The sequence below is a fragment of the Actinoplanes sp. NPDC004185 genome, assembly GCF_053603475.1.
Genome location: NZ_JBSGFR010000013.1, coordinates 97,876 through 123,569 on the forward strand (window position 1 = coordinate 97,876; position 25,694 = coordinate 123,569).

Consider the following 25,694-nt stretch of genomic DNA (forward strand, 5'->3'; position numbering starts at 1 on the left):
CCGAGCCCGGCGGTGGGATGAGTGGGGGTCATGCGGTCAGCTCCGTCAGGTCGCGGATGATTTCGGAGGCGATGACCGGGTCCAGCCGGCCCAGCGGGACCTGGCCCGGCGTGGTGTTCCAGCGCCCGCCCGTGCCGTCGGACACGAAGATCGCCTGCAGGGTCTGCTCCGGGAAGATGTCCAGCGCGCCGATCGCGACGCCCGGGTCCAGGTCGATGACGACCTCCTGGCCCGGTCCCACGGCCAGCTCGATGCGGCCCTGCACACCCGCGTCCTGCGGGGTCTCGCGCCGCCAGCCCTTGCGTTCGAGGCCGATCACCCGTCCGGTCGGCACGGTGTGTCCCTCGAAACGGGTCAGCCGGCCGCTCGCCGCCTCCTCCGCGGTCAGGCTGAACGTCTCGCGGCTGAGCTGCGCGAACGGCTGCAGGATCTCGTAGTCGGCGAAGACCTCGACCCAGTCGGCCAGGTGGTCGCCCAGATGCAGCGGGTGGGCGACCCCGACCGACGCGTCGTCGGCCAGCGACACCTCGTCGTCGTGCACGTCCGAGAAGCTCCTGTCCTCGGCCACCCGGATCGCCCCGGTCGGTTTGCCGCTCTCGTCGTAGACCGCCCAGACCAGGCGCCGGACGATGTGCCAGAGCAGGGGGTGCGCGACGAACAGCCGGCGGAACTCGGCGCCGGTCCAGCGGCGGCCGGTGACCATCGCTCGTTCGAGGCGGCGGATCTGGTCGGCGGCGACCGTGCGGACGTCCTTCTTCAGCGCGGTGAACCGCTGGTGGGCCAGGGGTGCGAGCTCGGCGTCGTCGCGAGCGCCAGGCTTGGGCAGGGCCTTGAGGTGCTTGCCGGTGGTGTCGGCCACGTACGGGCGGAGCTGCTCGTCGAAGCCGACGGTGAACTGGCGGGGGCCGTAGTCGAGCACCATGCTGCCGGCGTCGTCGAGCCCGAAGCGGGGCACCAGCCGGTCGGCGAGCTGGTCGGCGCTGAGCCCCAGCCCGGCGGCGACCTCCGCCATCTTCTGGCCCGCGGCCGCCTTGAGCCCCTTGAACTTCGCCCGCTGCGCGATGCCGTGCAGGTGCATGAGGGCGACGTCGGTGCCGATCCGGGCCAGCACCTGCACGCCGGTGACCGCCCGCGCGTGGCCGCCCTCGCCGGGCCAGGCCAGGATCACCGGGGTCAGCCGGCGGACGGTTTCGTCGTCGCCGACCACGCCCAGGGTGTCGAGGACCCAGCCCTCCTTGCTGTTGGCGCCGGAGGTCTGCCAGCGCTGGAAGAGCCCCCAGGCGAACTCGGCGAGGTCGGCCGGCTCGCACGCCTGCCGGACGACGTCGACCCCGGCGTACGGCGTGCCGGCCCGGCCCAGCGCGAGCACCATCACCAGGTTGGTGACCGCCTCGGCGGGCAGGGCGCCGGCGCCGTCCCGCAACCGCACCGGGGGCAGCAGTCCGGGAACGGCCCAGGCGGGCACGGCCGGGAGTTTGGCCGGCAGCACGGACAGCGGATCGGTCTCCAGCAGCGTCCGGATGGCCGCGGCCGCCGCCTCGCCGTAGCTGTGGGCGGCCGAGCGCACCACCTCGGTGTATCCGTTGGCGTGCAAGGCGAGCAGCGCCTCCTCGGCCTGGCGGCGTGGGACACCGGGCTTGTCGAGCGCCGCCGGCACCAGCGCCCGGGCGGCTGCCTCGGGGTGCCGGCGCAGCCAGGTGAGGGCGGTCTCGCGGACACTCTTGAGCCGTGCGTACGCGTCGGCCATCAGGACCGCAATCTCCGGAGCGGCGAAGGGCAGCAGCAGACCGGCGGCCTCCGCGGGGCTGCGCCGGGCCAGATCCAGGGCCGCCGGCAGGGCGTCGAGCTCGAACCGGGCGACGACGATCCGCATCCACAGGGCGGCCTGCCAGGTCTCGCGCACCCGCCACGTCGCCAGCAGCGGGCGGGCGAACTCCTCAGGCGCGGCGACGAAGAACTCGGCCGGCTCGGACCAGCGGCTGGTGCCGGCCGCGATCCGCTGGGCCTTGCCCTGCCAGTCGCCGCTGCCGTCGGCATACATCTCGTAGCGGGTCTGCCGCCAGCTCTCCCGCTCGTCCTGGAGCCAGCTGATCGAGGGTGCGTCGGCGCCGGCCAGGCCGGTGATCACCACCGGCTTGGCGGCTCGTCGCGGCTGCCGCCACGGCGGGTCGAGCAGCAGCGGCGGGACGGCTGACAGTGCTGCCGGCACGACCGCCGCCGCCTGCTCGCGGATCGCCTCCACGCGTTGCCGGGCCGGGGCGCTGAGCAGCGGCAGGACCGGCTCGACGACGCCGGGGTGGGCGAGGACGTGGGCGCGCAGCAGCTGGGCCACGGTGGGCTTGGTGGCGCTCTCGGCGAGCATCCGCAGGGCCCGCGCGGGACTGCGGTCGGCCGCCTCGAGCAGGGCCGGCGCCACGTACTTGGCGTCGATCCGGTCGATCAGCCCGCGCATCACCTCGTCGCTCGGCAGCACGGCGAGCACGGTCACGAGGCGCCGCTGCGCTTCCGCGAAGTCGATGGTGTCGAACCAGTGGAACAGGGCCGGTCCCGCACCGACGCCGACACCGTCGATGACTGTGGCCAGCATGGGCAGGGACGAACCGACGGAATAGGGGCTGACGATCGCCGCGAGGGCGGTCGCCTGCTTCTCCGAGCTGACCGCGCTGAGCAGGGCCGCGGCCCGACAGCTGTCCGCGTCGGTGATCGCGGTGTCGACGTCCTCGGCGACCCACTCCAGCCGAGCCGGCACCAGCACCGACGTCGCCACCCGGGCATAGGCCCCGGCCGCGCGGTACGGCGTCACGGCCTCGATCACCGCGGCACACTCCTCGTCGGAGGCCGCCGCGAGCGCCGCGCGGACGCGCAGCACGGTCATCAACGCCGGATCGCTGTGCCAGCCGCGACGCTCCTCGCCGGGGCGCAGCACGCGGACGCCGAACTGCTGGCCGGTGTGGACGCGCGGGCCGGGCGGGAGACCGTCGTCAAGCTTGAGGGTCATCAGCTCGACCGCGGCCACGGCGGCGAAGCGCAGCCCCCGCTCGGCGATCCAGAGGTCGGCGAAGGCGACGAACTTCTCGTGGACGTCCCAGTTGCTCAGGGTTGCGGCGGCGGCCACGGCAGCTGCTCCGAGCGCGGTGGCCTGCGGATCGCCCTCGAGCCAGTCCATGCCGGCCCGGGCGACGGCCGGATCGGAGGCCGGTGCCCGGAACGCCTGCTGGACTCCGCCGGGGCGGCGGGTCATGAGCTCGTCGGTCACCGCACGCGCACCCGGGTCGGGCACGAAGGTCGTGGGGCCCGCGCTGCCCCGGCGGGCGTAGCGGTGCCGGTGCCAAGCGGCGGGGAAGACGAAGGCGTCCTCGTCGGCAGGGGCGGGCGGCGTGGGATCCGGTGTGCGGGAGGGGGACGCCGGTGCGGTTGTCGCGGCCGTCTCGCCGTACCCCTTGCGGAGCTTCTCCGCGATCAGCTTGCCCTCGTGGGTCGCGGCCTCGGCCGCCGTGGCGAAGGTCTTGACCTTGGTCTGGCCCGCCGTGCCGACGCGCCTCCAGCGGACCGTCACCTCGGTGCCGGCCTGGTCGATCTCCCAGAACTTCGCCGACGTGCCGTCGGCGAACTCGAAACTGCGCATGTGCGAAACCCTCCATCGGCACCGGTGCGAGGCACGGTAGCGATCCGGTACGACAAAATCATCGGATGGGCAGACCGGTGGTGGGAGTTGGATTGATCTTGGTGGATCCGCGGGGGCGGGTGCTGCTCGGCCACCGCATCAAGGCCGGCGAGGAGCCGACCTGGTGCCTGCCCGGCGGTCACGTCGAGGGCGGCGAGACCATTGAGCAGGCAGCGGCCCGGGAGGCGGCCGAGGAGGCCGGCATCGGGGGTACGCAGCCACAAGTCATCGCCATCGGCGTGCAGACCACCGGCAGCGGGATGACCGCGGCGGCCGTGGCACCGTGGCCCGGCACCCCGCCGCAGGCCCTCGAACCGGACGTCATGACCGACTGGGGCTGGTACGCCCCCGACGAGCTGCCCGAGCCGCTCTACCCGCCGTCGGCCATGATCCTCGCCGTCTGGCGCGGCCTGCCCCCGCCCGACGGCTGGCGCGTCTACCCGGTGCGTTAGCCGCGTTCGGCCGCGACCAGCTCCCGGGTGGCCGGGGCCACCTCGGCCGCGAAGCGTTCGATCGTCGCCGGGTCGTCGGCGGCCAGAATGAACGCGCTGACGCCGTGTTCCAGGGTCAGCCCGGCCAGGTCCCCGGCCCACTGCTCGGCCGGGCCCTGCAGGAAGGCCCGTCCGTTCGGGGCGAACTCGCCGCTGATGTTGAGCAGCCGCCGGACCGCCCGCGGATCGCGGCCGGCCGCCTGCGCGCCCTCGTCAATGTGCTGGTTGATCGCTGTCAGGTCGTCCGCGCCGTTCGGCAGGTAGCCCAACGACGGCAGGACGCCGTCCGCGGCCCGGCCGATCAGCCGCAGCATGCGCGGCTTGTACGCCCCTACCCAGATCTTGATGTCGTGCGCCGGGGCGGGTCCCCGCTTGGCCCCACTGACCCGGTAGAAGTCGCCTTCCACCCTGACCGGCCCGGCCTTGTCCGCGGACCAGATCTCCCGGATGATCTCGATGCCCTCGGCCAGCGCCGCCACCGACTCCCCCGGGCTCAGCCGGCGGCTGCCCATCGCCTCGATCGCGTCCCAGAAGCCGCCGGCGCCGATGCCGAGTTCGATCCGGCCGCCGCTGAGCAGGTCGAGGCTCGCCGCCGCCCGGGCCAGCACGGCCGGCGGGCGCAGCGGCAGGTTGAGCACGTTGCCGCTGAGGTGGATCCGCTCGGTACGGGCCGCCGCGTACGACAGCAGCGTCCAGGTGTCGTGGAAGCGCGGCAGGTACGGGTGGTCCTGGAAAGTGGCCAGGTCCAGCCCGGCCCGGTCCGAGACGACGGCGAGTTCCGCCGCCTGGTGCACGGGTTGCGCGGTGGGCGTGATGAACGTGCCGAAGAGCAGGTTGTGCCCGTAGTCGGTCATCGGGTCTCCAGGGTCGTCCGGATCGGGAAGTTGTCGCGGAACAGGTGCTGCGGGTCGTAGCGGCGCTTGAGCTCCCGCAACCGTTCCAGGGTGCGCGGCGGGAAGGCGTCGGCGAGGCGTTCCGGGCGCTGGTCGCTCTCGAAGCTCAGGTAGAGGCCGTCGAAGTGGGCGGCGAGGGCGTCCCAGAGCGGGTCGAGCCGGCGCCGGCTGGAGCCCATGACCACCACCGAGAAGTTGGCCGAGCGGTAGCCGTAGGCGGTGGCGTCAGCCGGGACGTCGGCCACCGCACCGCCGACCGTGCGGATCTGGAACCAGTGGATCGCGCCGCTGGCGATCAGCGCGGCCGCGGCCGCCGCGAACTCGGGCGTGAGGTGCTCGATCAGCCCGGACCGCGAGACCGGTTCGCCCTCGGCCTGGTGGTAGCCGTCCCCGGCCCGAGCGAGGACCTCCGCGTACGGCGCCAGCACCACGTTCTGCTGGTACAGCGGCCCCACGCCGGCCACCGGGGTGAGCTGGTCGATGATCGTCTGCGGGTCGTCGTTGTCGACCATGGCCATCAGCTGGGCGACGCCCGGCTGTCCCGGGCGCGGCCGGCCCATGATCAGCTGCCCGCTGAGGTCGCGCGGTGCGGCCTCGATCGCCGCACCCCAGCGCACCAGCAGGTCCGCCGGATCGTCCGCGCCCACCACGAACTGCGCCCAGCCGACCTCGCCGACCTCGTCCACCTCGAAGTCGAACGACGTCACCACGCCGAAGTTGGCCCCGGCCCCGCGGACGGCCCAGAACAGCGCCGGGTTCTCGTCCTCGGCGGCGCGGACCACCGAGCCGTCGGCCAGCGCCATCTCCACGGCACGCAGGTGGTCGATGGTCAGCCCGTGCTTGCGGGCCAGCCAGCCGACCCCACCGGCGGTGGCCAGGCCACCGACCCCGACCCCGCCGTAGTCGCCGGAGCTCAGGGCCCAGCCGTACGGCCGCAGCCCGTCGGCCACCTCGGACCAGCGGGCACCCGGCCCCACGCGGATCAGCCGGCGCTGCTCGTCGAGCACCTCGACGGTGTTCATCGCGGCCACGCTCAGCACCAGGCCACCGTCGTTGGTGGACCGTCCGCTGATCCCGTGCCCGGCGCTGCGTACCGAGAAGGGCAGGCCGGGATGGGCGCGGACGAAGGCCAGGGCGTCGACCACCTCGGCGGTGCTGCGGGCCCGCAGGACGAGACCGGGAGCCCCGCCGCGCATGTACGTCGAGCGCACCCGGGCGTAGTCCAGGTCGCCGGGCTCGACGGCCCGCTCGGCCAGGCTCGGGGGCACGTTGTCGTAGTCGATGCCGGGACGGCGCTTGGCGCGTACCGCCGCGGGCCGGAAGACGGCCGTGGGCGCGGCCGGCAGCTCGCGGGCCACGGCCTCGCGCAGCGCCGGCATCACCTCGCGGGCGAAGCGGTCCAGCGTGGCGGTGTCGTCGGCCCGGACGACGAACGTGCTGACGCCGTCCTCCAGCGCCAGCGCGAGCAGCTCCGGAACGGTGTGGTCGGCGGTGATGTGCAGCAGGCGGCGGATCTCGGCGGGCTCGCGCCCGGCTTCGAGGGCGGCCTCGTCGATGATCTTGTTGGCGGCGGCGTACTCGCCGGGCCGGAACGCGGTCAGGGTGGCCGGCCAGCCGTCCGCCTTGCGCCCGGCGAGCCGCAGCATCGCCGGCTGGTCCCCGTCGAGCCAGATCGGGATGCGGTGGGCGGGCAGCGGACCACGCTGGGCCTGCGGGATGCGGTAGTGCGCGCCCAGGTGCCGCAGCGGGCGCGGCTCGCCCGCGTCCAGGACGCCACGGACGATGTCGATCGCCTCGTCCAGCGCGGCGGCGGCCTGGTCCGCCTCGGTCCGGCGGCCACCCATCGCTTCGATCGCGTCCTGCTGGCCGCCCCCGCCGAGTGCCAGCTCCAGCCGGCCGCCGGAGAGCAGGTCCAGGCTCGCCGCGGCGCGGGCCAGCACCGCGGGGTCACGCAGCGGGACGGTGAGGGCGGCCGGTGCCAGCCGCACCCGCCCGGTACGCCCGGCGACCCAGCCCAGCACGGTCCACGCGTCGAGCAGCCGCGGCTCGTCCGGGCGGTCCTCGACGGTGACCAGGTCGTAGCCGAGCTCCTCGGCGTGACGGGCCAGGTCGGCCGCCTCCACGGGGGTCCCGGCCGACGACGGGACGAGGGCGCCGAACGTCAGCGGGTGTCCGTAGTTCATCGCCTACTCCTCAGCACCGTGCGTCAATACGGTGGTTGACACATCAACCTAGTTGATACATCAACCGGCGGTCGTCCGGCAAATGGAAGTACGATTCCGGCGTGAGTGCGACCGCCGACGTCTCCGCCGCCTGGCAGGCGTATCAGCGCATGCGCCTGCAGCTCAACGGCCGGATCAGCCGTGAGCTCTACCGCTCCACCGGGCTGTCCGAGGCCGATTTCGACATCCTGTTCTTCCTGGAGGAGTCGCCCGGCGGCAGCGTGCGGTCGATCGCCCTGCGCTGCGGCCTGGAGTGGGAGAAGTCACGGCTGTCCCACCAGCTGCGCCGGATGCAGGGCCGCGGGCTGATCACCAAGACCGCCGACGCGGTGGTGGAGCTCACCGACAAGGGCCGTGAGCAGATCGCCGCCGCCCGCGCCTGTCACGGCGCCGCGGTGCGCCGCTACTTCGGCGACGTGCTGACCGATGACCAGCTCGCCGCCCTCACCGCGATCTCCGACCAGGTCGTGGCCCGGCTGACGGACGACTCCGCCCGGGACCACGCGCACGCGCGGCCCCGGGCGGGGGCCTGACCTACGGCTGACTGCGCGGGCTGTCCGGCGCCAGCGTGTCGATGAACTCGTGCGGGCTGTGCACCTCGACGGTCCGGCGGGCGGCGTCGGCCTCGGCCGCCAGCGCCTTGGCCGCACCGGCCGGGTCGGCCCCGGCCCGCTTCGCCCCGGCGACGACCTGGTTGTAGGCGCCCTCGGCGAACGCGTACGCGGCCCGGTAGTCGTGCCGCGCGAACGCCTTGGTCGACAGGCCCAGCAGCACGTCGGCCGCGCGCAGCTGCACCTTCGCCCGCGACGCCCGCGGTGCCGCCAGCACATCGGCGGCCAGCCGGTTCGCGGCCTCGTGGTACGCCGCCGTCAGGAACCGGTCGCTGTTGTCCCGGTCGAACTGGCTGAAGTCCCAGTTGAGGTCGATGTAGCTCATCATCGAGTTGCTCTCGTCGCCGGCGTTGGCGAACAGGAAGCGGCCCTCCGGCCCGTAGTCCACCCCGGTCTCGCTGTCGTAGCCGTCGTGCGGATGGCTCATGCCCAGGTGGTGGCCGACCTCGTGGATCTGGGTGGTGGTCAGGCCGTACCCGGCTTCGACGACCTCCGGAGAGATGAACGTGAAGACCCCGGTCTGGGTGCCGTCGACGTAGTTGTCGTCGGCGAAGCCCAGCGCCGGCACGCCCACGCCCGCACCGACGGCGTAGTTGAACACCGGGATCTCGTAGTCCACCCGGCCGGTGTCGTCCCTGGTGCGCTCCAGGTTGGCCCAGTTGTAGAGGTACAGGTTGGCGAACGCCGGGTAGCCCGAGTCGGGGTAGCAGCTGGTGTCGGTGAGCACCCCGAGGTAGCACTCCTCGGCCTTGGCGTCGTACGGCAGGTCCTGGTTGTCGAAGTCCATCCGGTTGCGCCAGCGCAGCTCGGAGAGCTCGTCGACCAGCAGCCCCGGGGTGATGTAGCGCTGCGACGCGTCGACGCCGGGCCAGCCCTCGTAGGTGTTGCTGTCGATGTTGAGCGACTTGGGCGGCTCCGGAGTGGGCAGCTCGACCGGGTAGAGCGGCGACGACGTCATCAGGAGGTTCAGCGCGACGTAGCGGGTGATCAGCGAGAGGTCACCGGCCAGGGCCCCGGGCGCCCGGAAGCCTCCCGCGGTGTACTCCCAGGTCGGCGGCATCCGGTAGTCGACCTCGCCGTCACCGTCGAGGTCCGGGTGGTCGACGTCGTAGTTGCTGGTCCAGGACTCGGGGCCGGCCGACAGGTCGTGGAACCAGACCCGCCGGGTGCTGCCCAGACCGGTCTCCTCGTCGTCGGCGGTGGTCCCGCCCCAGGCGATGACCTTGCGGCTGTCCCGTTCCTTGCCGAAGTCGTAGCCGGTGTCGGGGTCCGGTTCGCCGGTCTTGGTGTAGACGTGGAACTTGAAATCGGAGCGGCCGTACCAGTTGATGAAGAAGATCGTGTTGCGCCGGGTGTCGACACCGGCGGGCGGGTGGTACGCGAGCCACTTCTCCACGCTGGGCGCGTCGATGGCGTGGTTGGCCGTGATGTCCCTGACGTTCTTCGCCTGCTCGTTGTAGGCCGTCTGGTATTCGGTCAGCGGCGCGGGCTTGGCCAGCTTGCCCAGCTGCCTGAAGAACTTGTCCTCGTACGACCGGCTGCCGTAGCTGACCTTGTAGTCGTAGGTGTAGGTGATGCCCAGCTTCTCGGTCTGGCCGTAGACCAGCCGGTAGCGGACGAGAGGTTCGTACTTCTTCGGTAGGCCGGACAGGTAGGCGGCCCGGCCGACCTGGTCCGGCTCGTAGCCGAGGAAGACCACGTTGACGGGCACCTTCTCGGTCAGCCGGGGCTGGCCACCGGGGTGCAGGTAGGCGTACGAGGATTTCGGTGCGGCGCCCGCTGGTCCCGCGGATGCACCCACCATCGCCGTAATCAGCGCAACGACGAGCGCGGCTCTCCGTCTCATGTGGTCACGCTGCCACCCCGCGGACACCGGGTAAAGATTTACGCAGGTAAAGGCATGGATACGTTGGTGCCACGGTTACCGGGTTTCTCCGGGCGCAGGTTCTAAGCTCTTCGGGTGGCGAAGTATTTCGACGTACATCCGGACAATCCGCAGGCCCGGTCCATCGCCCAGGTGGTCCGCATCCTGCAGGACGACGGGCTGATCGCGTATCCGACCGACTCCTGTTACGCCCTGGGCTGCCGGATCGGCAACGCCAAGGGCCTCGACCGGATCCGCGAGATCCGCCATCTGGGCAGCGACCACCACTTCACCCTGATCTGCCGCGACTTCGCCCAGCTCGGGCAGTTCGTGCACATCAACAACGCGGTCTTCCGCGCGGTCAAGGCGGCCACCCCCGGCAGCTACACCTTCATCCTGCCGGCCACCCGGGAGGTCCCGCGGCGGCTGATGCACCCCAAGAAGAAGACCGTCGGGGTACGCATCCCGGAGAACACGGTGACCAGCGCGATCCTCGCCGAGCTGGGCGAGCCGCTGCTCTCCAGCACCCTGCTGCTGCCGGGCGAGGAGGAGCCGCTCACCCAGGGCTGGGAGATCAAGGAACGGCTCGACCACGTGGTGGACGCGGTGATCGACTCGGGCGAGTGCGGCACCGTCCCGACCACCGTCATCGACCTGTCGGGCGGCGAGCCGGAGATCCTGCGGGTCGGCGCGGGCGACCCGACGCGCTTCGAATAACGGTGGCGGCCGCTCCTAGGCTGATGGGTACCACGTTCCGAGAAGAGGAAACGACGATGTATCTACCCGTGCCGGCCCAGGTCGATCTGGGTGCGCTGGACCACGACGTGCTGCATTTCTGGCAGGCCGAGAGCGTGTTCCACCGCAGCCTCGAGCAGTCCGCGGGCCGCCCGGAGTGGATCTTCTACGAGGGCCCGCCCACCGCGAACGGCATGCCCGGCACGCACCACATCGAGAGCCGGGTCTTCAAGGACGTCTTCCCGCGGTACAAGACGATGAAGGGCTTCCACGTCGCCCGCAAGGCCGGCTGGGACTGCCACGGCCTGCCGGTCGAGCTCGCGGTGGAGAAGGAGCTCGGCTTCACCGGCAAGCAGGACATCGAGGCGTACGGCATCGCCGAGTTCAACGCCCGCTGCCGCGCCTCGGTGACCCGGCACACGGACGCGTTCGCCGAGCTCACCCGGCGGATGGGCTACTGGGTCGACATGGACGACGCGTACCGGACCATGGATCCCGGCTACATCGAGTCGGTCTGGTGGTCGCTGCAGCGGATCTTCGACAAGGGCCTGCTGGTCGAGGACTTCCGGGTGGCGCCGTGGTGCCCGCGGGACCAGACCGCCCTGTCCGACCACGAGCTGGCCCAGGGCTACGAGCAGGACATCGATCCTTCGGTCTACGTGCGCTTCCCGCTGACCTCGGGACCGTTCGCCGAGCAGGCCGCGCTGCTGGTCTGGACCACGACGCCCTGGACGCTGGTCTCCAACACCGCCGTCGCGGTCAACCCCGAGGTCACCTACGTGGTGGCGACCGACGGCAACGAGCAGCTCGTCGTCGCCTCGAACCTGCTGGCGGAGGTGCTCGGCGAGGGCTGGACGGTGGTGGCCACCTTCGCGGGCAAAGAGCTCGAACGCTGGACCTATACGCCGCCGTTCGACCTGGTCGAGGTGCCGGACGCGCACATCGTGATCCTGGCGTCGTACGTGACCACCGACAGCGGCACCGGCCTGGTGCACCAGTCGCCCGCCTTCGGCGCGGACGACCTGGCCAGCTGCCGGGCCTACGGCCTGCCGATGGTCAATCCGGTACGCCCCGACGGCACGTTCGCGCCGGAGGTGCCGCTGGTCGGTGGCGTGTTCTTCAAGTCCGCCGACGCCGCGCTGGTGACCGACCTGCAGAGCCGCGGCCTGCTGTTCCGCGAGACCCCGTACGAGCACAGCTACCCGCACTGCTGGCGCTGCCACACCCCATTGATCTACTACGCGCAGCCGTCCTGGTACGTACGCACCACCGCCGTCCGCGAGCAGCTGCTGCGCGAGAACGAGCGCACCAACTGGCAGCCCGCGACGATCAAGCACGGCCGCTACGGCGACTGGCTGACCAACAACGTCGACTGGGCGCTCTCCCGGCAGCGCTACTGGGGCACCCCGCTGCCCATCTGGCGCTGCCCGGAAGGACACCTGACCTGCATCGGCTCCCTGCACGAGCTGAGCGAGCGCACCGGCGAGGACCTGTCCGCGCTGGAACCGCACCGGCCGTTCATCGACGCGGTGACCTTCGCCTGTGAGTGCGGCGCCACCGCCACCCGGGTGCCCGACGTCATCGACGCCTGGTACGACTCCGGGGCGATGCCGTTCGCCCAGTTCGGCTACCCGTACCGCAACAAGGAGCTGTTCGAGCGCAGCTATCCGGCGCAGTTCATCTCCGAGGCGATCGACCAGACCCGCGGCTGGTTCTACACGCTGATGGCGATCGGCACGCTGGTGTTCGACCGGTCCGCGTACGAGAACGTGGTCTGCCTGGGGCACATCGTGGCCGAGGACGGCCGCAAGATGTCCAAGCACCTGGGCAACATCCTCGAGCCGTTGCCGCTGCTGGAACGGCACGGTGCGGACGCCGTGCGATGGTTCATGGCCGCGGTCGGCTCGCCGTGGTCCTCGCGCCGGGTCGGGCACACCACCTTGCAGGAGGTGGTGCGCAAGACCCTGCTGACGTACTGGAACACGGCCGCTTTCCAGGCGCTGTACGGGCGTACCGCCGGTTGGACGCCGTCGGGGTCGGACCCGGCGCCGGCCGACCGCCCGGTCCTGGACCGCTGGGTCCTGTCCGAGCTGCACACGCTGACCCGGGACGTGGACGCGGCGCTGGCCGCCTTCGACACCCACGAGGCCGGCAAGCTGCTCGCCGCGTTCATCGACGACCTGTCCAACTGGTACGTGCGCCGCAGCCGCCGCCGCTTCTGGCGCGGGGACCCGGCCGCGCTGGCCACGCTGCACGAGGCGCTGGCGACCGTGACGCTGCTGATGGCGCCGATCACGCCGTTCATCACCGAGCGGATCTGGCAGGACATGGTCGTGCCGGTCACGCCGACCGCCGCGCCCTCGGTGCACCTGGCCGCGTACCCGGTCGCCGACGAGTCCTTGATCGACCCGGCGCTGATCGAGCAGATGGCGCTGGCCCGCCGGCTGGTCGAGCTGGGCCGCGCGGCGCGGGCCGACTCGGGCATGAAGACCCGGCAGCCGCTGTCGCGGGCGCTGGCGTCGGCGCACGGGTTCGCCGGCCTCTCCCCCGAGCTGCTCGCCGAGATCGCGGCCGAGCTGAACGTCGGCGTGGTGCTGGCGGTCGGCGCGGCGGGCGACTCGCTGGTGGACACCACGGCGAAGGCAAACTTCCGGCCGCTGGGCAAGCGCTTCAGCAAGGGGGTGCAGCAGGTGGCGGCCGCTGTGGCCGCCGCCGACGCGACAGCGTTGAAGGAGTCCCTGCGCTCGACCGGCACCGCCACAGTCGTCGCCGGCGACGAGACCGTCACGCTCAGCCCCGACGAGGTGATCATCACCGAGACGCCGCGCGAGGGCTGGGCCGTCGCCGCGGAGGGCGGCGCAACCCTCGCCCTGGATCTGCACCTGACGCCGGAGCTGCGCCGGGCCGGCCTGGCCCGCGACGCGATCCGGCTGATCCAGGAGGCCCGCAAGACCAGCGGCCTGGAGGTCTCCGACCGGATCGCGCTGCGCTATGCGGCCACCGACGACGACACAGCAGCCGCCCTGGAGGAGCACGCCCAGTTGGTCGCCGACGAGGTGCTGGCCACGGACTACGCCCCCGGTGAGCCGGCCTGGGCCGAGGCCACCCCGGTCCACGAGGAGGCGATGGGTCTCACCTTCTGGCTGCGGAAGGCCTGATGCCGGTGGCCAGGCTGCTGCGCGCGCTCGCCGCCCTCGCGTTGGTCGGCGCCTGCGCGTCGGCGCCCACCAACGCCTGGACAGAGCTGTCGCTGCCCGGCCCGGGCACCCGGCTGCTGCGGGACGCGGTCGCCTGCGGCGAGCACTGGTACGTCGTCGGCGGCCGCGCCGGCGCCGACGGCGAGACCAGCCCGGCCGTCTGGGACAGCACGGACGGCCGGAGCTGGCGCAGCCTCACGCTGACCCCGCTGCCCGGCAGCTACTACGGCCCGCGCAGCGTCCTGTACGCCGTGGGCTGCGCGAACGGCCGGATCGCGGCGGTTGGCTCGCGCAGCGGTGGCGCGCACGGCAACCCGCGGACCAGCACCTGGTATCAGCGCCCGGACGGCTCACTCGCCGAGGCGGCGGCGCCCTTCGAGACGTACGGCGGTGACACGGCGGTCGACGTCGGCCGGATCTCGGGCGGCACGGCCGGATTCCTGATCGCCGGCAACCGGACCAGCGGCGCGGCGGCCTGGCTCTCCCCGGACGGCACGCGCTTCCGCCTCTTCGAGAACGCTCCCGGCCTGGCCCGGGCCTTCGCCCGGGACGGCGCTGTCCTGGATGGACGGTTTCTGCTCGTGGGCAGCTTCGGCGACGCACCCGCCGCGTGGAGCTCGGTCGACGGCAGCTCGTGGCAGCGCGCGGAGGTCCCCGACGAGGACGGCTACGACGAGCTGCAACGCGTGGTCCGGCTGGATGACCAGCTGATCGCGGTCGGTCCGCGCGGTGACACCTTCGGCGCGTGGCAGGGCCCGGACTGGACTGCGGTCGGCCGCTTCGGCAAGCCCGACGCCACCGGCGTACGGTCGCTGACCGTCTCGGCCGGACGGTTGTACGCGGCCGCCGGCAAACTCTGGCAGTCCGTCGACGGCGGCCGGTCCTGGGTGACGGTCACGACCCCGCGCGGCGCGAGCCCGCTGTCCGCCGTGGCCGCCCGCGACGGCGACGTCCTGCTGGTCGCCGGAGATCGGGTCTGGCTGGCTCACGGGGTGTGACGTTGCCCGCTCGTCCGGTCAGCGGGCCGGCTCCAGCCGGAAACGGTTGACGATCACCTGCAGGTCGTCGGACATCTCGGCGAGCTGACCGGCGGCCCGGTTGGCCTCGGTGACCCCGACCGTGGTGAGCTGCACCGAGGCGGCGACGTCGTTGATCGTGTCGGCCACCCGGCCGCCGGCGTCAGCCGCCTCGGTGACGTTGCGGCTCATCTCGTTGGTGGTCACGGTCTGCTCCTCGACCGCGGAGGCGATGGTGGTCTGGAACTCGTTGATCCGGCCGATGATCTCGCTGATCTCCTCGATCGCGGCGACCGCGCCGACCGTGTCGGTCTGGATGGCGGCCACCCGCTGACCGATGTCCTCGGTCGCCCGGGCGGTCTCCTGGGCCAGGTCCTTGACCTCGCTGGCCACCACGGCGAAGCCCTTGCCCATCTCCCCGGCCCGGGCCGCCTCGATCGTCGCGTTCAGGGCGAGCAGGTTGGTCTGCTCGGCGATCGAGGTGATCACCTTGATCACGTTGCCGATCTCGGTGGACGACTCGCCCAGCTTGGCCATCACACCGGTCGTGGTGGCGGTGACATCAACCGCCCGCGAGGCCACACCCACCGCCTGGGTGGCGCTCTGGCTGATCTCGCGGATGGAAGCGCCCATCTCCTCCGCGCCCGCGGCGACGGTCTGGATGTTCGACGACATGGCCGCGGCGGACTCGGCGACCGCGCTCGCCTGCCGAGCCCCGGTTTCGGCACTGGTGGCGCTGTTCTTGCTGGTGGCGGCGAGCTCACCGGCGGCGGTGCTGAGCGTGCGGGAGTGCGTGGCGAGATCGTTGACGGTCTGCCGCAGGGTCACGGTGGCCCGGCGCAGCGACGTGGCCATGTGCCCGACCTCGTCCTGCTGGTCCACGTCGAGCTGCTGGGACAGATCACCCTCGGCGACCGCCTCCAGCACCGACGAGACCCGCCGCAACGGTGTCACGATCATCCGGGCCACCCAGAGCGCGAGGAGGACGGCGAGCGCCAGCGCGATCACGATGGTCCAGATCAGGCTGGTCCGCGTGGAGCCCACGGTCGCATCGAACTGCTTTCCGGCGATCAGCGCGGCGTCGGCCCGGCTGAGCTCCGTCGCGAACTGCTCCTCGTACGCCTTGCGCAGGTCGCGGTTGGCCCCCAGGGCGACCGTGATCGCGGCCTGCCGGTCCGTGCCGTAGGTCGTGAACTCCGCGGTCAGGGCGGTGAACCAGGCGTCCGTGGCCGCCTTGATCTGGTCGACCGTGGCCTGCTGTTCGGGCGCGGCCAGCCCCCGGGCAGTGTCGAGATGCCCGTCCACGGTCTCCTTACGGCCGAGGGCATCCTCCTGGAAACTCTTCTCGCCGGCGATGAGATAGCCGCGCTCGTCGTTGGCGGCGGCCTTGGCCGCCAGGGCGGCGGAGTTCAAGCTGGTGATGTACGGGACGCCGACCTTGAGCTCGTCGTTCCGGGTGGTCTTCAGGTCGGCGATCCCGGCCAGGCTCATGTACCCGGTGACAACCATCCCGGCGATGGCCACACCTGCCACGGTGAGAACCTTGGTCGACACCCGCCGGTTCCGGGCCCATCCGGTCAGACCTGCCACGTTGTCACCCCTGTATCCGAGTTGCTCCCGTGACCCCTATCGACCCGAGTTGCCCGTCGCTGATCACCAGGGTGCAAAAAAGTTGCCGAGTCTTCCCGCCCGGCAGGCCGGCCGTGCTCTGCTCAGGCGCGCGGCGGCGTCCTGCTCGCCGCAACCGCCACCATTCTGGGCATCGCGTGCGCCGTGGCGCGCACAGCCGGCTCGCGGGCTCCGGCCTCGCGCACCTGGGCGCGGGTCAGCAGGGTCACGCCGGCCGCCGCGACCACCGCACTCACCACAGCGACCGCCGCCCCGAGCAGCCCACCGGTGATCTGCTCCCCCAGCAGCACCAGACCGATGGTCGCCGCCGCCACCGGATTGGCGAGCGTGCTCACCGCCAGCGGCGCGCCCAGCCCGTCACGATAGGACCGCTGCGTGAACAACGTCCCAGCCGTCGACAGCACAGCGATCGCCAGCGCCGCGACGGCGACCGTGGGGTTGAGCAGCGCGCCGAACCCGTCGTCCGTGACGTGCACCGCGACGGTCTGGGTGAGGGCCGACGAGACGCCGAACGACACCCCGGCCGCGGCCGCCGCCCACAGGCCCGAAGCTCCGGGCACCGCGCCCCACCCGCCCAGCGCGGTCAGCAGCGCCGCCGTGACCAGCAGCAGGCCGACGAGCTGAGCCGTGGTCAGCGCCGCGATGCTGCTGGTCGTGCCGGCCAGCAGCAGGATGCCGATCAACCCGGCCACCGTCAGCCCGATGCCCCGGCCCTCGGTCCGGGTGACCGCCCGCCGGGCCAGCATCGCCGCGAGCGGCACCGCCAGCACCAGAGTCAGCACCCCGAACGGCTGGACCAGCGACAACGGACCGTAGCGCAGCGCCACCACGTGCAGGGCCGCGCCGACCCCGTTGAGGGCGATGGCCGCCCACCACAGCGGCATCCCGAGCAGCACGCCGAGCGGCTGCTGCGCCAGCCGCGCCTGCAGCACGGCCGCAGCCGCATAACCCGCCGCCGACGCGACGCAGAGCAGGACCGCGAGAACGAGCGCGCTCACGGCTGGTCACCCGGGCGGACCAGACCACTCTGGTACGCGATGACGACCAGTTGCGCCCGGTCCCGGACACCGAGCTTGCCCATGGCCCGGTTGATGTGCGTCTTCACGGTCAGCGGCGACAGGTACAGCCGCTCGGCGATCTCGTCGTTCGACAGCCCGTACGCCACCAGCGCCAGCACTTCCCGTTCGCGGTCGGTGAGTCCGCCGAGCTCCAGGGCGGCCGGCAGCGCACTCGGCACCGGCTGGCTCAGGAAGCGGCTGACCAGCCCGCGCGTGGCGGCGGGAGACAGCAACGCCTCACCGGCGGCGACGACCCGGATGGCATGCAGCAGATCGGTGGGATCGACGTGCTTGCCGAGGAAGCCGCTGGCCCCGGCCCGCAGGGCGAGCACGACGTTGTCGTCGTTCTCGAAAGTCGTCAGGACCAGCACCCGCACGCCGGCCAGGTCCTCGGCGGCGGCGATCCGGCGGGTGGCCTCGATGCCGTCCATGTCCGGCATCCGGATGTCCATGAGCACGACGTCGGCGCGGGCGGACCGGGCGAGCTCGACGGCCTCACGACCGGTGCCGGCCTCACCGACGACCTCAACCTCGGGGTCGGGCTCGACGAACATCCGGAAACCGGCCCGGATCAGCGGCTGGTCATCGACCAGCAGCACCCGGATCGTCATGACCGAACCTGCTCGCTGCCGACGGCTTCCGCGTTCAGACGCTCCGCGTAGTCGCTGGGCGGGAGGTCTGCGCTGGGCAGCTCGGCGTGGACGGTGAAGCGGCCGGCGGCGTCCGGGCCGGCGGTCAGCGCTCCCCCGGTCGAGGCGGCACGCTCGCGCATGCCGATGATGCCGTAGCCCGAGCCGGACCTCGGGGCGTCGGGCCGGATCTGATTGGTGACGTCCAGCGCCACCCCGTCGGCCGTGTAGGCCACGGTGAGCCGGGCGGTGCCGTCGCCGTACTTCTGGGCGTTGGTCAATGCTTCCTGAGCGATCCGGAAGGCCGCGAGGTCGACCAGCGCGGGCAGCTCCCGGGCTTCGCCGAGGCGGCGGTGGTCGACCCGCAGGCCGGCCGCGGCCAGGTCGTCGAGCAGGCCGGACAGCCGGGCCAGACCGCGGGTCGGTTCGGTGGCCGGCGTCTCGCCCCCGTCCAGGTCGTCGGAGCTGCGCAGCAGGCCGACCACCGAGGCGATCTCCTTCAGCACCGCGTCCGAGGAGCGGCTGATGTGGTCCAGCGCCGGAGCGACCTGCTCCGGACGCAGGTGCAGGATGTGCTTGGCCCCGGTGGCCTGCACCTTGATGACCGCGATGTGGTGGGCCACGACGTCGTGCAGCTCGCGGGCGATCCGTACGCGTTCCTCGACGACCCGGCGCCGGGCCTCCTCGTCGCGGCTCTGCTCGGCCCGCCGGGCGCGTTCCTCGACCTCGGCCACGTACGCCCGCCGGCTGCGGGTCGCGTCGCCGACCGCGGTGGCCATGCCGATCCAGGCCAGCGCGCCGAGGTTCTCCGGGGCGTACCAGCTGCCGCCGGCCCAGATCACGCCGCTCAGGCACACGACCGCCCCGAGGCTCACCGCGGTGATCCAGGCCGTGCGCCGGTCGGCCCACGCGCCGTGCGTGAAGAAGAGCAGGACGAGGGCGATCATCAGCATCGGCTGCCGGTCACCCTGCTGGATGGTGAACAGGATCGTGGCGAACGTGGTGAGGATCAGACCGGCCAGGGTGTAACGGCGGCGGAAGGTGATCGCCACGAAGCCGAGGGCCACCGCGATCAGGTCGGCGGTGCCCAGCATGCGGGGCTCCTCGCCGTGCCCGCCGCGGCGAACGGCCAGGACCACCGGGACGACCACGGCGAGGGCCAGGGCGGCGTCGCAGAGCTGCGGGTGCCGGCGTACGGCCTGCCACGCCCGCGTCTCACGCACCTCGCCCAGCTCCATGACGATCACGTTACGCGTGGACCTGCCTGCGAAGCGTCGTCCCGGTGCGGTAACCAGGTGACCTCGGATACCACGCTGGTAGTAGTCCGATCTGCCCGCCGCCGGACGACGCCGATCACCAGCGCGGTGACCCAGGCTGGCTCACATGATCGAGGTCCACGGACTCACCAAACGGTACGGCGCCAAGACCGCCGTCGACAACCTCACCTTCACCGTCGAACCGGGCATCGTCACCGGCTTCCTGGGCCCCAACGGCGCCGGGAAGTCCACCACGATGCGGATGATCCTGGGACTGGACCGGCCGACGTCGGGCACAGCCACGATCAACGGACGCCCGTACGCGGAGCACACCGCGCCGCTGAAGCAGGCCGGCGCGTTGCTGGACGCCAAGGCCGTGCATACCGGGCGGTCCGCGTACCACCATCTGCTGGCCATGGCCGCGACCACCGGGGTGCCGCGCACCCGGGTCGACGAAGTGATCGACATCGTCGGTCTGCACGAGGTGGCCCGCAAGCGGGCCGGCGCGTTCTCGCTCGGCATGGGTCAGCGGCTCGGCATCGCGTCGGCGCTGCTGGCCGATCCGGAGGTGCTGATCCTGGACGAGCCGGTGAACGGCCTCGACCCCGAAGGCATCCTCTGGATCCGGCACCTGATGCGGGGCCTGGCCGCGCAGGGCCGTACGGTTTTCGTCTCCTCGCACCTGATGAGCGAGATGGCGCTGACCGCCGAGCACCTGGTCGTGGTCGGTCGCGGCAAGCTCATCGCCGACGTCTCGGTGGCCGAGTTCATCGAGCAGGCGGCGCACGACTCGGTCCTGGTCCGCTCGCCGCGCGCGGTGGAACTGCACGACCTGCTGGCCGGACCGGGCGTCACGATGCTCAGCGTGGAGCGCGGCGCCTTCCAGGTGACCGGCCTCTCCGCCGCCAAGATCGGCGAACGCGCGGCCGCCGCCGGCATCGCCCTGCACGAACTGACGGTGCAGCGGCCGTCGTTGGAAGAGGCGTTCATGGAGCTGACCCGGGACGCCGTCGAATACCAGACCGTAGGAGCAGCAGCATGAGCACCGCGACCCTGTCCCCCGAAACGGCACCGATCGTCGCCCCGGTCGCCGCGTCCGGCCTCGAAGTCACGCAGAGCCGGGTGATCCGCTCGGAGTGGATCAAGTTCTGGTCGCTGCGCTCGACGCTGATCACCCTGGCCACCGCGGTGGCCCTGCTGATCGGCATCGGCCTGCTCGCCTCGTCGATGCTGAACTCCGGCGCCGCACCCGGGCCGGGCCCGGAACCGGGTGAGCTCGGCCCGGTCGACGCGAGCCTGGCCGGGATCACGTTCGCCCAGCTGGCGTTCGGGACCCTGGGCGTGCTGTTCATGGCGAGTGAATACAGCACCGGGATGATCCGGTCGTCTCTCACCGCCGTACCGAAGAGGTTGCCGGTCCTCTGGGCCAAGATCGCGGTTTTCGCGGTCGTGGTCTTCGTCATCGGCCTGGCCGGGTCGGCGGTCGCCTTCACCGGCGGGCAGGCCCTGATCGGCGACGGCGCGGCGTCCTGGTCCGACGCCGGCGTGGTGCGGGCAGTGGTCGGTTCCGCGGTGATCCTGGCCGGGTCGGGCGTGCTGGGACTGGCGCTGGGAGCGCTGCTGCGGTCCACGCCGGCCGCCATCAGCACGCTGTTCGGGGCGATGTTCCTGCTCAGCGGAGTGGCGCAACTGCTGTTGCCGGACTCCTGGCGGGACAACGTCGTGCAGTATCTGCCGTCGGATGCGGGCAGTGCGTTCACATCGGTCAGCCAGGGGGCGGACGCGCTGTCGCCCTGGGTGGGGCTCGGGGTGTTCGTGGCTTACGTGGCGGCTGTGGTGGCGGGCGGGGCTTGGCGGTTGAAGCGCGCCGATGCGTGACGGGCCGTCAGCCTCGCGTCGCGTGCTGGTCAAGCTCCGGGGACTCCCGTCGGCGGGCCCGGGAAGCACGGAGATTCATGGTGTTGCCGCAGGTTTTCATGTCGTGCCAGACGCGGGTGCCGTTGCGTGACAGGTCGTAGAACGCCGCGCCGCAGGCCGGATTCATGCAGGTCTTGAGCCGGCGCAGGGTGCCGGTGTGCGATGCCAGCAGCACTTCGAGGAGAACCAGCGACGCGACGGCCGCAGCCCCGTTGCCCTGGGGCTCATAGGCCAGGCGGCCGTCGCGGAAGGAAACGTCGGCCGCCAGCGGACGCGGCGCGTGGTCCTCGGCCTCGTCGGTGAGCCAGCGGCGTATCTGGCTGCGGATCCCGCGAAGTGCGGTGAGATCGTCACCGGAGATCGTGATCCCGGGCGCGGGCCGGCCGACCTGCTCGCCCCAGGTCCGCAACGACACGTCGAGCCAGGTCTGCGCGGAGGTCTCCTCGGCCAGCAGGTCGGGCACCGAGGCCACGGGCATGCTCGCCGTGTTCAGCAGGTCCTGGACGACGCACAAACCCCCAGGAGCGGCTGCCAGCAGGAGGCGCCCGGTGCTTCCCGCGGTGTCGTCACTGTTCACACCGGCCAGCCTAGCCTTTACTCATGACACCACCGTAACGCAGTAGGTAATGTCACATGACATTGCCGTAAGGCTTACGGTGGTGTCACGCTCCCCTGGTCACCCCGACCGTGGAGGAAAACCATGAGCACCTCACTGACCGGCACGACCGCCCTCGTCACCGGAGCGAGCGGGGGCATCGGCGCCGCCACCGCGCTGTCCCTCGCCACCCAGGGCGCGAACGTGGCACTGGTCGCCCGGCGCAAGGACCGCCTCGACGACCTGGTCGAGCGCATCCAGGCCAACGGCGGCAACGCCCTGGCGATCGAAGCCGACATCACCGACCGGCCGCAGGCCACCGCCGCAGTGAAGCAGACCGTCGCAGCCTTCGGCGGCCTGGACACCCTGGTCAACAACGCCGGCATCATGCTGCTCGGCCCGGCCGAGAGCGCCCCGGTCGAAGAATGGGACCGGATGATCGCCATCAACGTGCAGGGTCTGCTGTACGCCACCCACGCCGCTCTGCCACACCTGCTGGCGGCGGCCGAAGGCGCCCGTGGCACCGCCGACATCGTCAACATCAGCTCCCTGGCCGGCCGTGTCCCGATCGCCGGGTCCGCGGTCTACAGCCTGACCAAACACGGCGTCGGGGCGTTCACCGAGGCCCTGCGGCAGGAGGTCACCGGCCGCCACGTCCGCGTTTCCCTGATCGAACCGGGGCCGGTCGCCACGGAACTGTTCACCCATATCCGTCCGGAGGTCCTGGAGGCGAGCAAGGACGCTTTTGCCAACGCGACGCTGCTGCATGCTGAGGACATCGCGGACACGGTCACGTACGTCGTCAGCCGGCCCGCGCGGGTTGTCATGAGCGAGGTGCTGATCCGCCCTGACGGCAGTCAGTGGTAGATACGCCGGGCCGGGCCGGGCTGGAGTCAGCGAGTGTCCAGCTCGGCGCGGAGGTGCGATGACGGGCCGCGGGTTTACGCTCGGGCGATGGTTTTCGAGCAGCACGGACACACCCACCGCCTCGACTGGGTTGATCCGACCATCCGCGAATGGGAATGCACCGTTGTCTGGTCCGACCCGGCCGATCCGGACGCCGGGATCGTGCTCGACCGGTCCGCGTTCTACCCGGGCGGCGGCGGCCAGCCACCGGACCACGGCGTCCTCATCTGGCAGGGCGTGCAGACCCGGATCGTCGACACCCGCAAGGGCGACGAGCACTACCTGATCCCCGCCCCAGGCGACCCGGTCCCACCCGCCGGCGCGACCGTGCGCGGCGCGGTCGACGACGACCGGCGCACCACGCTGATGCGCACCCACTCCGGCTTGCACATCCTGTGCGGCACCGTGTTCCGCGACTTCGGCGCGCTGGTCACCGGCGGGAACATGCAGCCGGGCGAGGCCCGGATGGACTTCAACCTCCCCGAGGTGCCGCCGGGCTTCAAGCAGGCCCTGGAAGACGCGGTGAACGCGGAGATCGCCGCCGACCGCAAGATCGTCGCGCGGGTGCTGCCGCGGGAGGAGGCCCTGGCGATCCCGGATCTCGTCCGCACCCAGGATGCCCTGCCACCGCTGGAGAACCCGGAGATCCGGGTGGTGGACATCGTCGGCCTGGACGTCCAGGCCGACGGCGGTACGCACGTGGCGTCGACGGCCCAGGTGGGCCGCGTCCAGGTGGTGAAGGTGGAGAGCAAGGGCCGCCAGAACCGCCGTGTCCGTATCAAGCTGGTCAGCTGAGTCTCGGCTCCGCCGTTCGCGCTCCTCCCGTCTCGGCTGATGGCGGCGCCGATGACGGGCAGCGCATTGCGCGTCGTCCTCCGCCGGCGGCTGATGCACGCCAACCCGCCCGGCGACCCGGACTATCGGGTTACGGACGCAAATCTTCTCTGAACTATGAACGACGCGACAGCCGACAACGCCATTGCCAAGCCTGAATAGACAACGGCCGAATATGAACTGAGGATTGCCGCCCGCACGGGCGGCAATCGGACGGGCAAAAAGGTGGCATCGAGTTTCTACGATCCACCCGACCGCAGCACCCTCGCTGCGGTCACCGTCCGAAAGGCAGTTCGTATGCCCTCTTCTGCCAGTCGTTTGGCGATCGCCGGAATCGCCGGCGTTGTCCTCGCAGCCGGCGCCGTGGTGCCCGCAGTGGCCGCCACGCCGCAAACCGTCGCCCCCGTTTCCGCCGTCTCGTCGCTGGCCGCCAAGAAGGCCGCGACCACGAGCGCCAAGGAACGTAAGCGAGTCGACAGCGTCAAGACGCCCAAGCTGGGCTGGTACAAGTGTTATGACACGGCGGAATGCGCCACCGTGCGCCTGCCCCTCGACTACGACAAGCCCAAGGGCGCGACGACCGAGATCGCGGTTCTGCGGGTCAAGGCCCGCAACCAGAAGCGCAAGATCGGCAGCCTGTTCCTGAACCCCGGTGGTCCCGGCGGCTCGGGCACGTCCATCGCGCTCAACGCGCCGCTGTTCCTGAGCGACTCCGTGCTCGACCGCTTCGACATCGTCGGCGTCGACCCGCGCGGCATCGCCAGCAGCGAGAACGTCAAGTGCTTCAAGTCCACCAAGGACCAGACCCAGGCGTACGCCGGCCTGAACGTCTCCTTCCCGTACACCAAGGCCGAGGAGAAGGCGTACATCAAGTCCGCCAAGGCCGTGGCCAAGGCCTGCTCGACGACCGGCAAGAAGATCGCCGGAGCCATGTCGACCGCCGAGGTCGTCCGCGACATGGACGTGCTGCGCCGCGCCGTGGGTGACAAGAAGCTGACCTACCTGGGCTTCAGCTACGGCACCGCGATCGGCCAGTACTACGCCAACATGTTCCCGGACCGCTTCCGGGCGCTCGTCGTCGACGGTGTCATCGACCCGGTTTCGTGGACGGGCACCAGCAAGACGAAGAACCAGATCCAGGACGAGCGCATGCACTCGGCCGACGGTGCGTACAAGGCGCTGCGTGAGATCCTCAAGCGCTGCGACAAGGCCGGTGAGAAGTACTGCAGCTTCGCGGCCGGTGACCCGGTCAAGAACTTCGAGACGATCGCGCAGAAGCTGCGGGCCAAGCCGCTCGTCATCACCGACGAGTTCGGCACCTACACGATCACCTATGCCGACTTCGTCGGCGGCATCCTCGGCGCGCTCTACGACCCGTACGCGGGCGACTCCGTGGCCGACATCTCGTCCCAGCTGTGGACGCTGCTGGCCGCGCCCGCCGCGACCAGCGCCGACAAGGCTGTCGCGAAGAAGGCGGTCATCGAGCGGATCAAGGACGCCCGCAGCCGCAAGCCCGCTCGCGACTTCCCGTACTACAACGACTTCGAAGCCTTCAGTGGTGTGATGTGCACCGACGGTCTGCACCCGAAGGACGCGAACTCGTGGCCGGCGGCGACGGCCAAGGCCGACAAGCGCGCTCCGTACTTCGGCCGGGCCTGGGCCTGGGGCAGCGTGCAGTGTGCCCGTAACTCGTGGACCGTCCGCGACGAGGACGCCTACACCGGCCCGTTCAACCGTCGCACGGCTGCGCCGGTCCTGGTCGTGGGCAGCTACTGGGACCCCGCCACGAACTACCAGGAGGCCGTCTCCTCCGCCAAGCTCCTGCCGAACAGCCGCCTGCTGTCCAGCACGAACTGGGGTCACACCGCGTACGGCACCTCGGCGTGCGCGACGACCGCGATCGACAACTACCTGCTCAAGGCCACGCTGCCCGCCAAGGGCAAGGTGTGCCAGGGTGACGTCCAGCCGTTCACCGAGCCGCTGGAGAGCCCGGACAAGCCGGAGGAGATGTCGACGATGCGCGCGGACCAGTCGAAGCAGCTTCCCCCGGTCGCCGACCGGATCCCGGCGTCGGTTCTCAACGGCACCAGGTAGTACCGCAGCGGCGCTGCCGCCGGCTGCCGGCTCTTCGGAGCTGCCAGCCGGTCGGCAGCGCCGCACCGCGGCCACCATCCCGG

General features: G+C 71.5%; 19 protein-coding genes. 10 read left to right on the forward strand and 9 right to left on the reverse strand.

Features of this window, described 5'->3' with window-relative positions:
• Positions 1–28: 28 nt before the first annotated feature.
• The gene (locus ACWEOZ_RS15815; protein ID WP_451911393.1) at positions 29–3,625 is read right to left on the reverse strand and encodes a DUF4132 domain-containing protein; all 3,597 of its coding nucleotides are present in this window, start codon (positions 3,623–3,625) and stop codon (positions 29–31) included.
• A gap of 65 nt (positions 3,626–3,690) precedes the next feature.
• Between ACWEOZ_RS15815 and ACWEOZ_RS15820 the strand changes: the two genes are divergently transcribed.
• Complete coding sequence (locus tag ACWEOZ_RS15820) at positions 3,691–4,116, forward strand: NUDIX domain-containing protein (RefSeq protein ID WP_451911394.1); 426 nt, start codon at positions 3,691–3,693, stop codon at positions 4,114–4,116.
• On the opposite strand, the gene ACWEOZ_RS15825 is transcribed toward ACWEOZ_RS15820, so the two are convergent.
• On the reverse strand, positions 4,113–5,009 hold the full coding sequence (locus ACWEOZ_RS15825; protein ID WP_451911395.1) for an LLM class flavin-dependent oxidoreductase: 897 nt from the start codon (positions 5,007–5,009) through the stop codon (positions 4,113–4,115). The genes ACWEOZ_RS15820 and ACWEOZ_RS15825 overlap by 4 nt on opposite strands.
• On the reverse strand, positions 5,006–7,231 hold the full coding sequence (locus ACWEOZ_RS15830; RefSeq protein ID WP_451911396.1) for an LLM class flavin-dependent oxidoreductase: 2,226 nt from the start codon (positions 7,229–7,231) through the stop codon (positions 5,006–5,008). The genes ACWEOZ_RS15825 and ACWEOZ_RS15830 overlap by 4 nt, the downstream gene beginning before the upstream one ends.
• Before the next feature lie 101 nt (positions 7,232–7,332).
• On the opposite strand from ACWEOZ_RS15830, the gene ACWEOZ_RS15835 reads away from it, so the two are divergent.
• Positions 7,333–7,803: a MarR family winged helix-turn-helix transcriptional regulator gene (locus ACWEOZ_RS15835; RefSeq protein ID WP_451911397.1), complete on the forward strand. Its 471-nt coding sequence runs from the start codon at positions 7,333–7,335 to the stop codon at positions 7,801–7,803.
• A 1-nt stretch (position 7,804) separates the two neighbouring features.
• Here the strand turns inward: ACWEOZ_RS15835 and ACWEOZ_RS15840 are convergent, their stop codons facing one another.
• On the reverse strand, positions 7,805–9,727 hold the full coding sequence (locus ACWEOZ_RS15840) for a hypothetical protein (RefSeq protein WP_451911398.1): 1,923 nt from the start codon (positions 9,725–9,727) through the stop codon (positions 7,805–7,807).
• 114 nt (positions 9,728–9,841) lie between these two features.
• Between ACWEOZ_RS15840 and ACWEOZ_RS15845 the strand changes: the two genes are divergently transcribed.
• Genes ACWEOZ_RS15845 through ACWEOZ_RS15855 form a run of 3 tightly spaced genes read left to right on the forward strand, consistent with a single transcriptional unit; the run spans position 9,842 to position 14,675 of the window.
• Positions 9,842–10,462, forward strand: coding sequence for an L-threonylcarbamoyladenylate synthase (locus ACWEOZ_RS15845; protein WP_451911399.1), 621 nt, complete (start codon positions 9,842–9,844; stop codon positions 10,460–10,462).
• A 56-nt stretch (positions 10,463–10,518) separates the two neighbouring features.
• Positions 10,519–13,638, forward strand: coding sequence for an isoleucine--tRNA ligase (gene ileS, locus ACWEOZ_RS15850; protein WP_451911400.1), 3,120 nt, complete (start codon positions 10,519–10,521; stop codon positions 13,636–13,638).
• Positions 13,638–14,675 carry a WD40/YVTN/BNR-like repeat-containing protein gene (locus ACWEOZ_RS15855; RefSeq protein ID WP_451911401.1) on the forward strand — a complete coding sequence of 346 codons (1,038 nt, stop codon included), beginning with the start codon at positions 13,638–13,640 and terminating at the stop codon, positions 14,673–14,675. Before ileS ends, ACWEOZ_RS15855 begins: the two co-directional genes overlap by 1 nt.
• 18 nt (positions 14,676–14,693) lie before the next feature.
• Here ACWEOZ_RS15855 and ACWEOZ_RS15860 read toward each other — a convergent pair whose 3' ends face one another.
• From ACWEOZ_RS15860 to ACWEOZ_RS15875, 4 genes are all read right to left on the reverse strand, one after another.
• On the reverse strand, positions 14,694–16,226 hold the full coding sequence (locus tag ACWEOZ_RS15860; protein WP_451911402.1) for a methyl-accepting chemotaxis protein: 1,533 nt from the start codon (positions 16,224–16,226) through the stop codon (positions 14,694–14,696).
• Between the two features lie 179 nt (positions 16,227–16,405).
• On the reverse strand, positions 16,406–17,320 hold the full coding sequence (locus tag ACWEOZ_RS15865; RefSeq protein ID WP_451911403.1) for a hypothetical protein: 915 nt from the start codon (positions 17,318–17,320) through the stop codon (positions 16,406–16,408).
• Positions 17,317–17,991 carry a response regulator gene (locus ACWEOZ_RS15870; RefSeq protein WP_451911404.1) on the reverse strand — a complete coding sequence of 225 codons (675 nt, stop codon included), beginning with the start codon at positions 17,989–17,991 and terminating at the stop codon, positions 17,317–17,319. The genes ACWEOZ_RS15865 and ACWEOZ_RS15870 overlap by 4 nt, the downstream gene beginning before the upstream one ends.
• On the reverse strand, positions 17,988–19,247 hold the full coding sequence (locus ACWEOZ_RS15875) for a sensor histidine kinase (RefSeq protein ID WP_451911405.1): 1,260 nt from the start codon (positions 19,245–19,247) through the stop codon (positions 17,988–17,990). Before ACWEOZ_RS15875 ends, ACWEOZ_RS15870 begins: the two co-directional genes overlap by 4 nt.
• Positions 19,248–19,392: 145 nt before the next feature.
• On the opposite strand from ACWEOZ_RS15875, the gene ACWEOZ_RS15880 reads away from it, so the two are divergent.
• Positions 19,393–20,307 (forward strand): ABC transporter ATP-binding protein, encoded by a 915-nt coding sequence (locus ACWEOZ_RS15880; RefSeq protein ID WP_451911406.1) that lies wholly within the window; start codon positions 19,393–19,395, stop codon positions 20,305–20,307.
• Positions 20,304–21,143, forward strand: a complete 840-nt coding sequence (locus ACWEOZ_RS15885; protein WP_451911407.1) for an ABC transporter permease — start codon at positions 20,304–20,306, stop codon at positions 21,141–21,143. Before ACWEOZ_RS15880 ends, ACWEOZ_RS15885 begins: the two co-directional genes overlap by 4 nt.
• Positions 21,144–21,150: 7 nt before the next feature.
• On the opposite strand, the gene ACWEOZ_RS15890 is transcribed toward ACWEOZ_RS15885, so the two are convergent.
• Positions 21,151–21,759, reverse strand: a complete 609-nt coding sequence (locus ACWEOZ_RS15890; RefSeq protein WP_451911408.1) for a CGNR zinc finger domain-containing protein — start codon at positions 21,757–21,759, stop codon at positions 21,151–21,153.
• Between the two features lie 123 nt (positions 21,760–21,882).
• On the opposite strand from ACWEOZ_RS15890, the gene ACWEOZ_RS15895 reads away from it, so the two are divergent.
• The 3 genes from ACWEOZ_RS15895 (at position 21,883) to ACWEOZ_RS15905 (ending at position 25,611) form a co-directional block, all read left to right on the forward strand.
• Positions 21,883–22,644 (forward strand): SDR family NAD(P)-dependent oxidoreductase, encoded by a 762-nt coding sequence (locus ACWEOZ_RS15895; RefSeq protein ID WP_451911409.1) that lies wholly within the window; start codon positions 21,883–21,885, stop codon positions 22,642–22,644.
• A gap of 87 nt (positions 22,645–22,731) precedes the next feature.
• Positions 22,732–23,478 carry an alanyl-tRNA editing protein gene (locus tag ACWEOZ_RS15900; protein WP_451911410.1) on the forward strand — a complete coding sequence of 249 codons (747 nt, stop codon included), beginning with the start codon at positions 22,732–22,734 and terminating at the stop codon, positions 23,476–23,478.
• A gap of 336 nt (positions 23,479–23,814) precedes the next feature.
• A complete protein-coding gene (locus tag ACWEOZ_RS15905) occupies positions 23,815–25,611 on the forward strand; it encodes an alpha/beta hydrolase (RefSeq protein ID WP_451911411.1) in 1,797 nt (598 codons plus the stop codon).
• Positions 25,612–25,694 lie beyond the last annotated feature (83 nt).

Bases quoted from the DNA above. Each gene is read 5' to 3' on its own strand.
- ACWEOZ_RS15815 (WP_451911393.1), bottom strand. From the start codon at position 3,625: ATGCGCAGTTTCGAGTTCGCCGACGGCACGTCGGCGAAGTTCTGGGAG.
- ACWEOZ_RS15820 (WP_451911394.1), top strand. From the start codon at position 3,691: ATGGGCAGACCGGTGGTGGGAGTTGGATTGATCTTGGTGGATCCGCGG.
- ACWEOZ_RS15825 (WP_451911395.1), bottom strand. From the start codon at position 5,009: ATGACCGACTACGGGCACAACCTGCTCTTCGGCACGTTCATCACGCCC.
- ACWEOZ_RS15830 (WP_451911396.1), bottom strand. From the start codon at position 7,231: ATGAACTACGGACACCCGCTGACGTTCGGCGCCCTCGTCCCGTCGTCG.
- ACWEOZ_RS15840 (WP_451911398.1), bottom strand. From the start codon at position 9,727: ATGAGACGGAGAGCCGCGCTCGTCGTTGCGCTGATTACGGCGATGGTG.
- ileS (WP_451911400.1), top strand. From the start codon at position 10,519: ATGTATCTACCCGTGCCGGCCCAGGTCGATCTGGGTGCGCTGGACCAC.
- ACWEOZ_RS15855 (WP_451911401.1), top strand. From the start codon at position 13,638: ATGCCGGTGGCCAGGCTGCTGCGCGCGCTCGCCGCCCTCGCGTTGGTC.
- ACWEOZ_RS15870 (WP_451911404.1), bottom strand. From the start codon at position 17,991: ATGACGATCCGGGTGCTGCTGGTCGATGACCAGCCGCTGATCCGGGCC.
- ACWEOZ_RS15875 (WP_451911405.1), bottom strand. From the start codon at position 19,247: ATGGAGCTGGGCGAGGTGCGTGAGACGCGGGCGTGGCAGGCCGTACGC.
- ACWEOZ_RS15880 (WP_451911406.1), top strand. From the start codon at position 19,393: ATGATCGAGGTCCACGGACTCACCAAACGGTACGGCGCCAAGACCGCC.
- ACWEOZ_RS15885 (WP_451911407.1), top strand. From the start codon at position 20,304: ATGAGCACCGCGACCCTGTCCCCCGAAACGGCACCGATCGTCGCCCCG.
- ACWEOZ_RS15895 (WP_451911409.1), top strand. From the start codon at position 21,883: ATGAGCACCTCACTGACCGGCACGACCGCCCTCGTCACCGGAGCGAGC.
- ACWEOZ_RS15900 (WP_451911410.1), top strand. From the start codon at position 22,732: ATGGTTTTCGAGCAGCACGGACACACCCACCGCCTCGACTGGGTTGAT.
- ACWEOZ_RS15905 (WP_451911411.1), top strand. From the start codon at position 23,815: ATGCCCTCTTCTGCCAGTCGTTTGGCGATCGCCGGAATCGCCGGCGTT.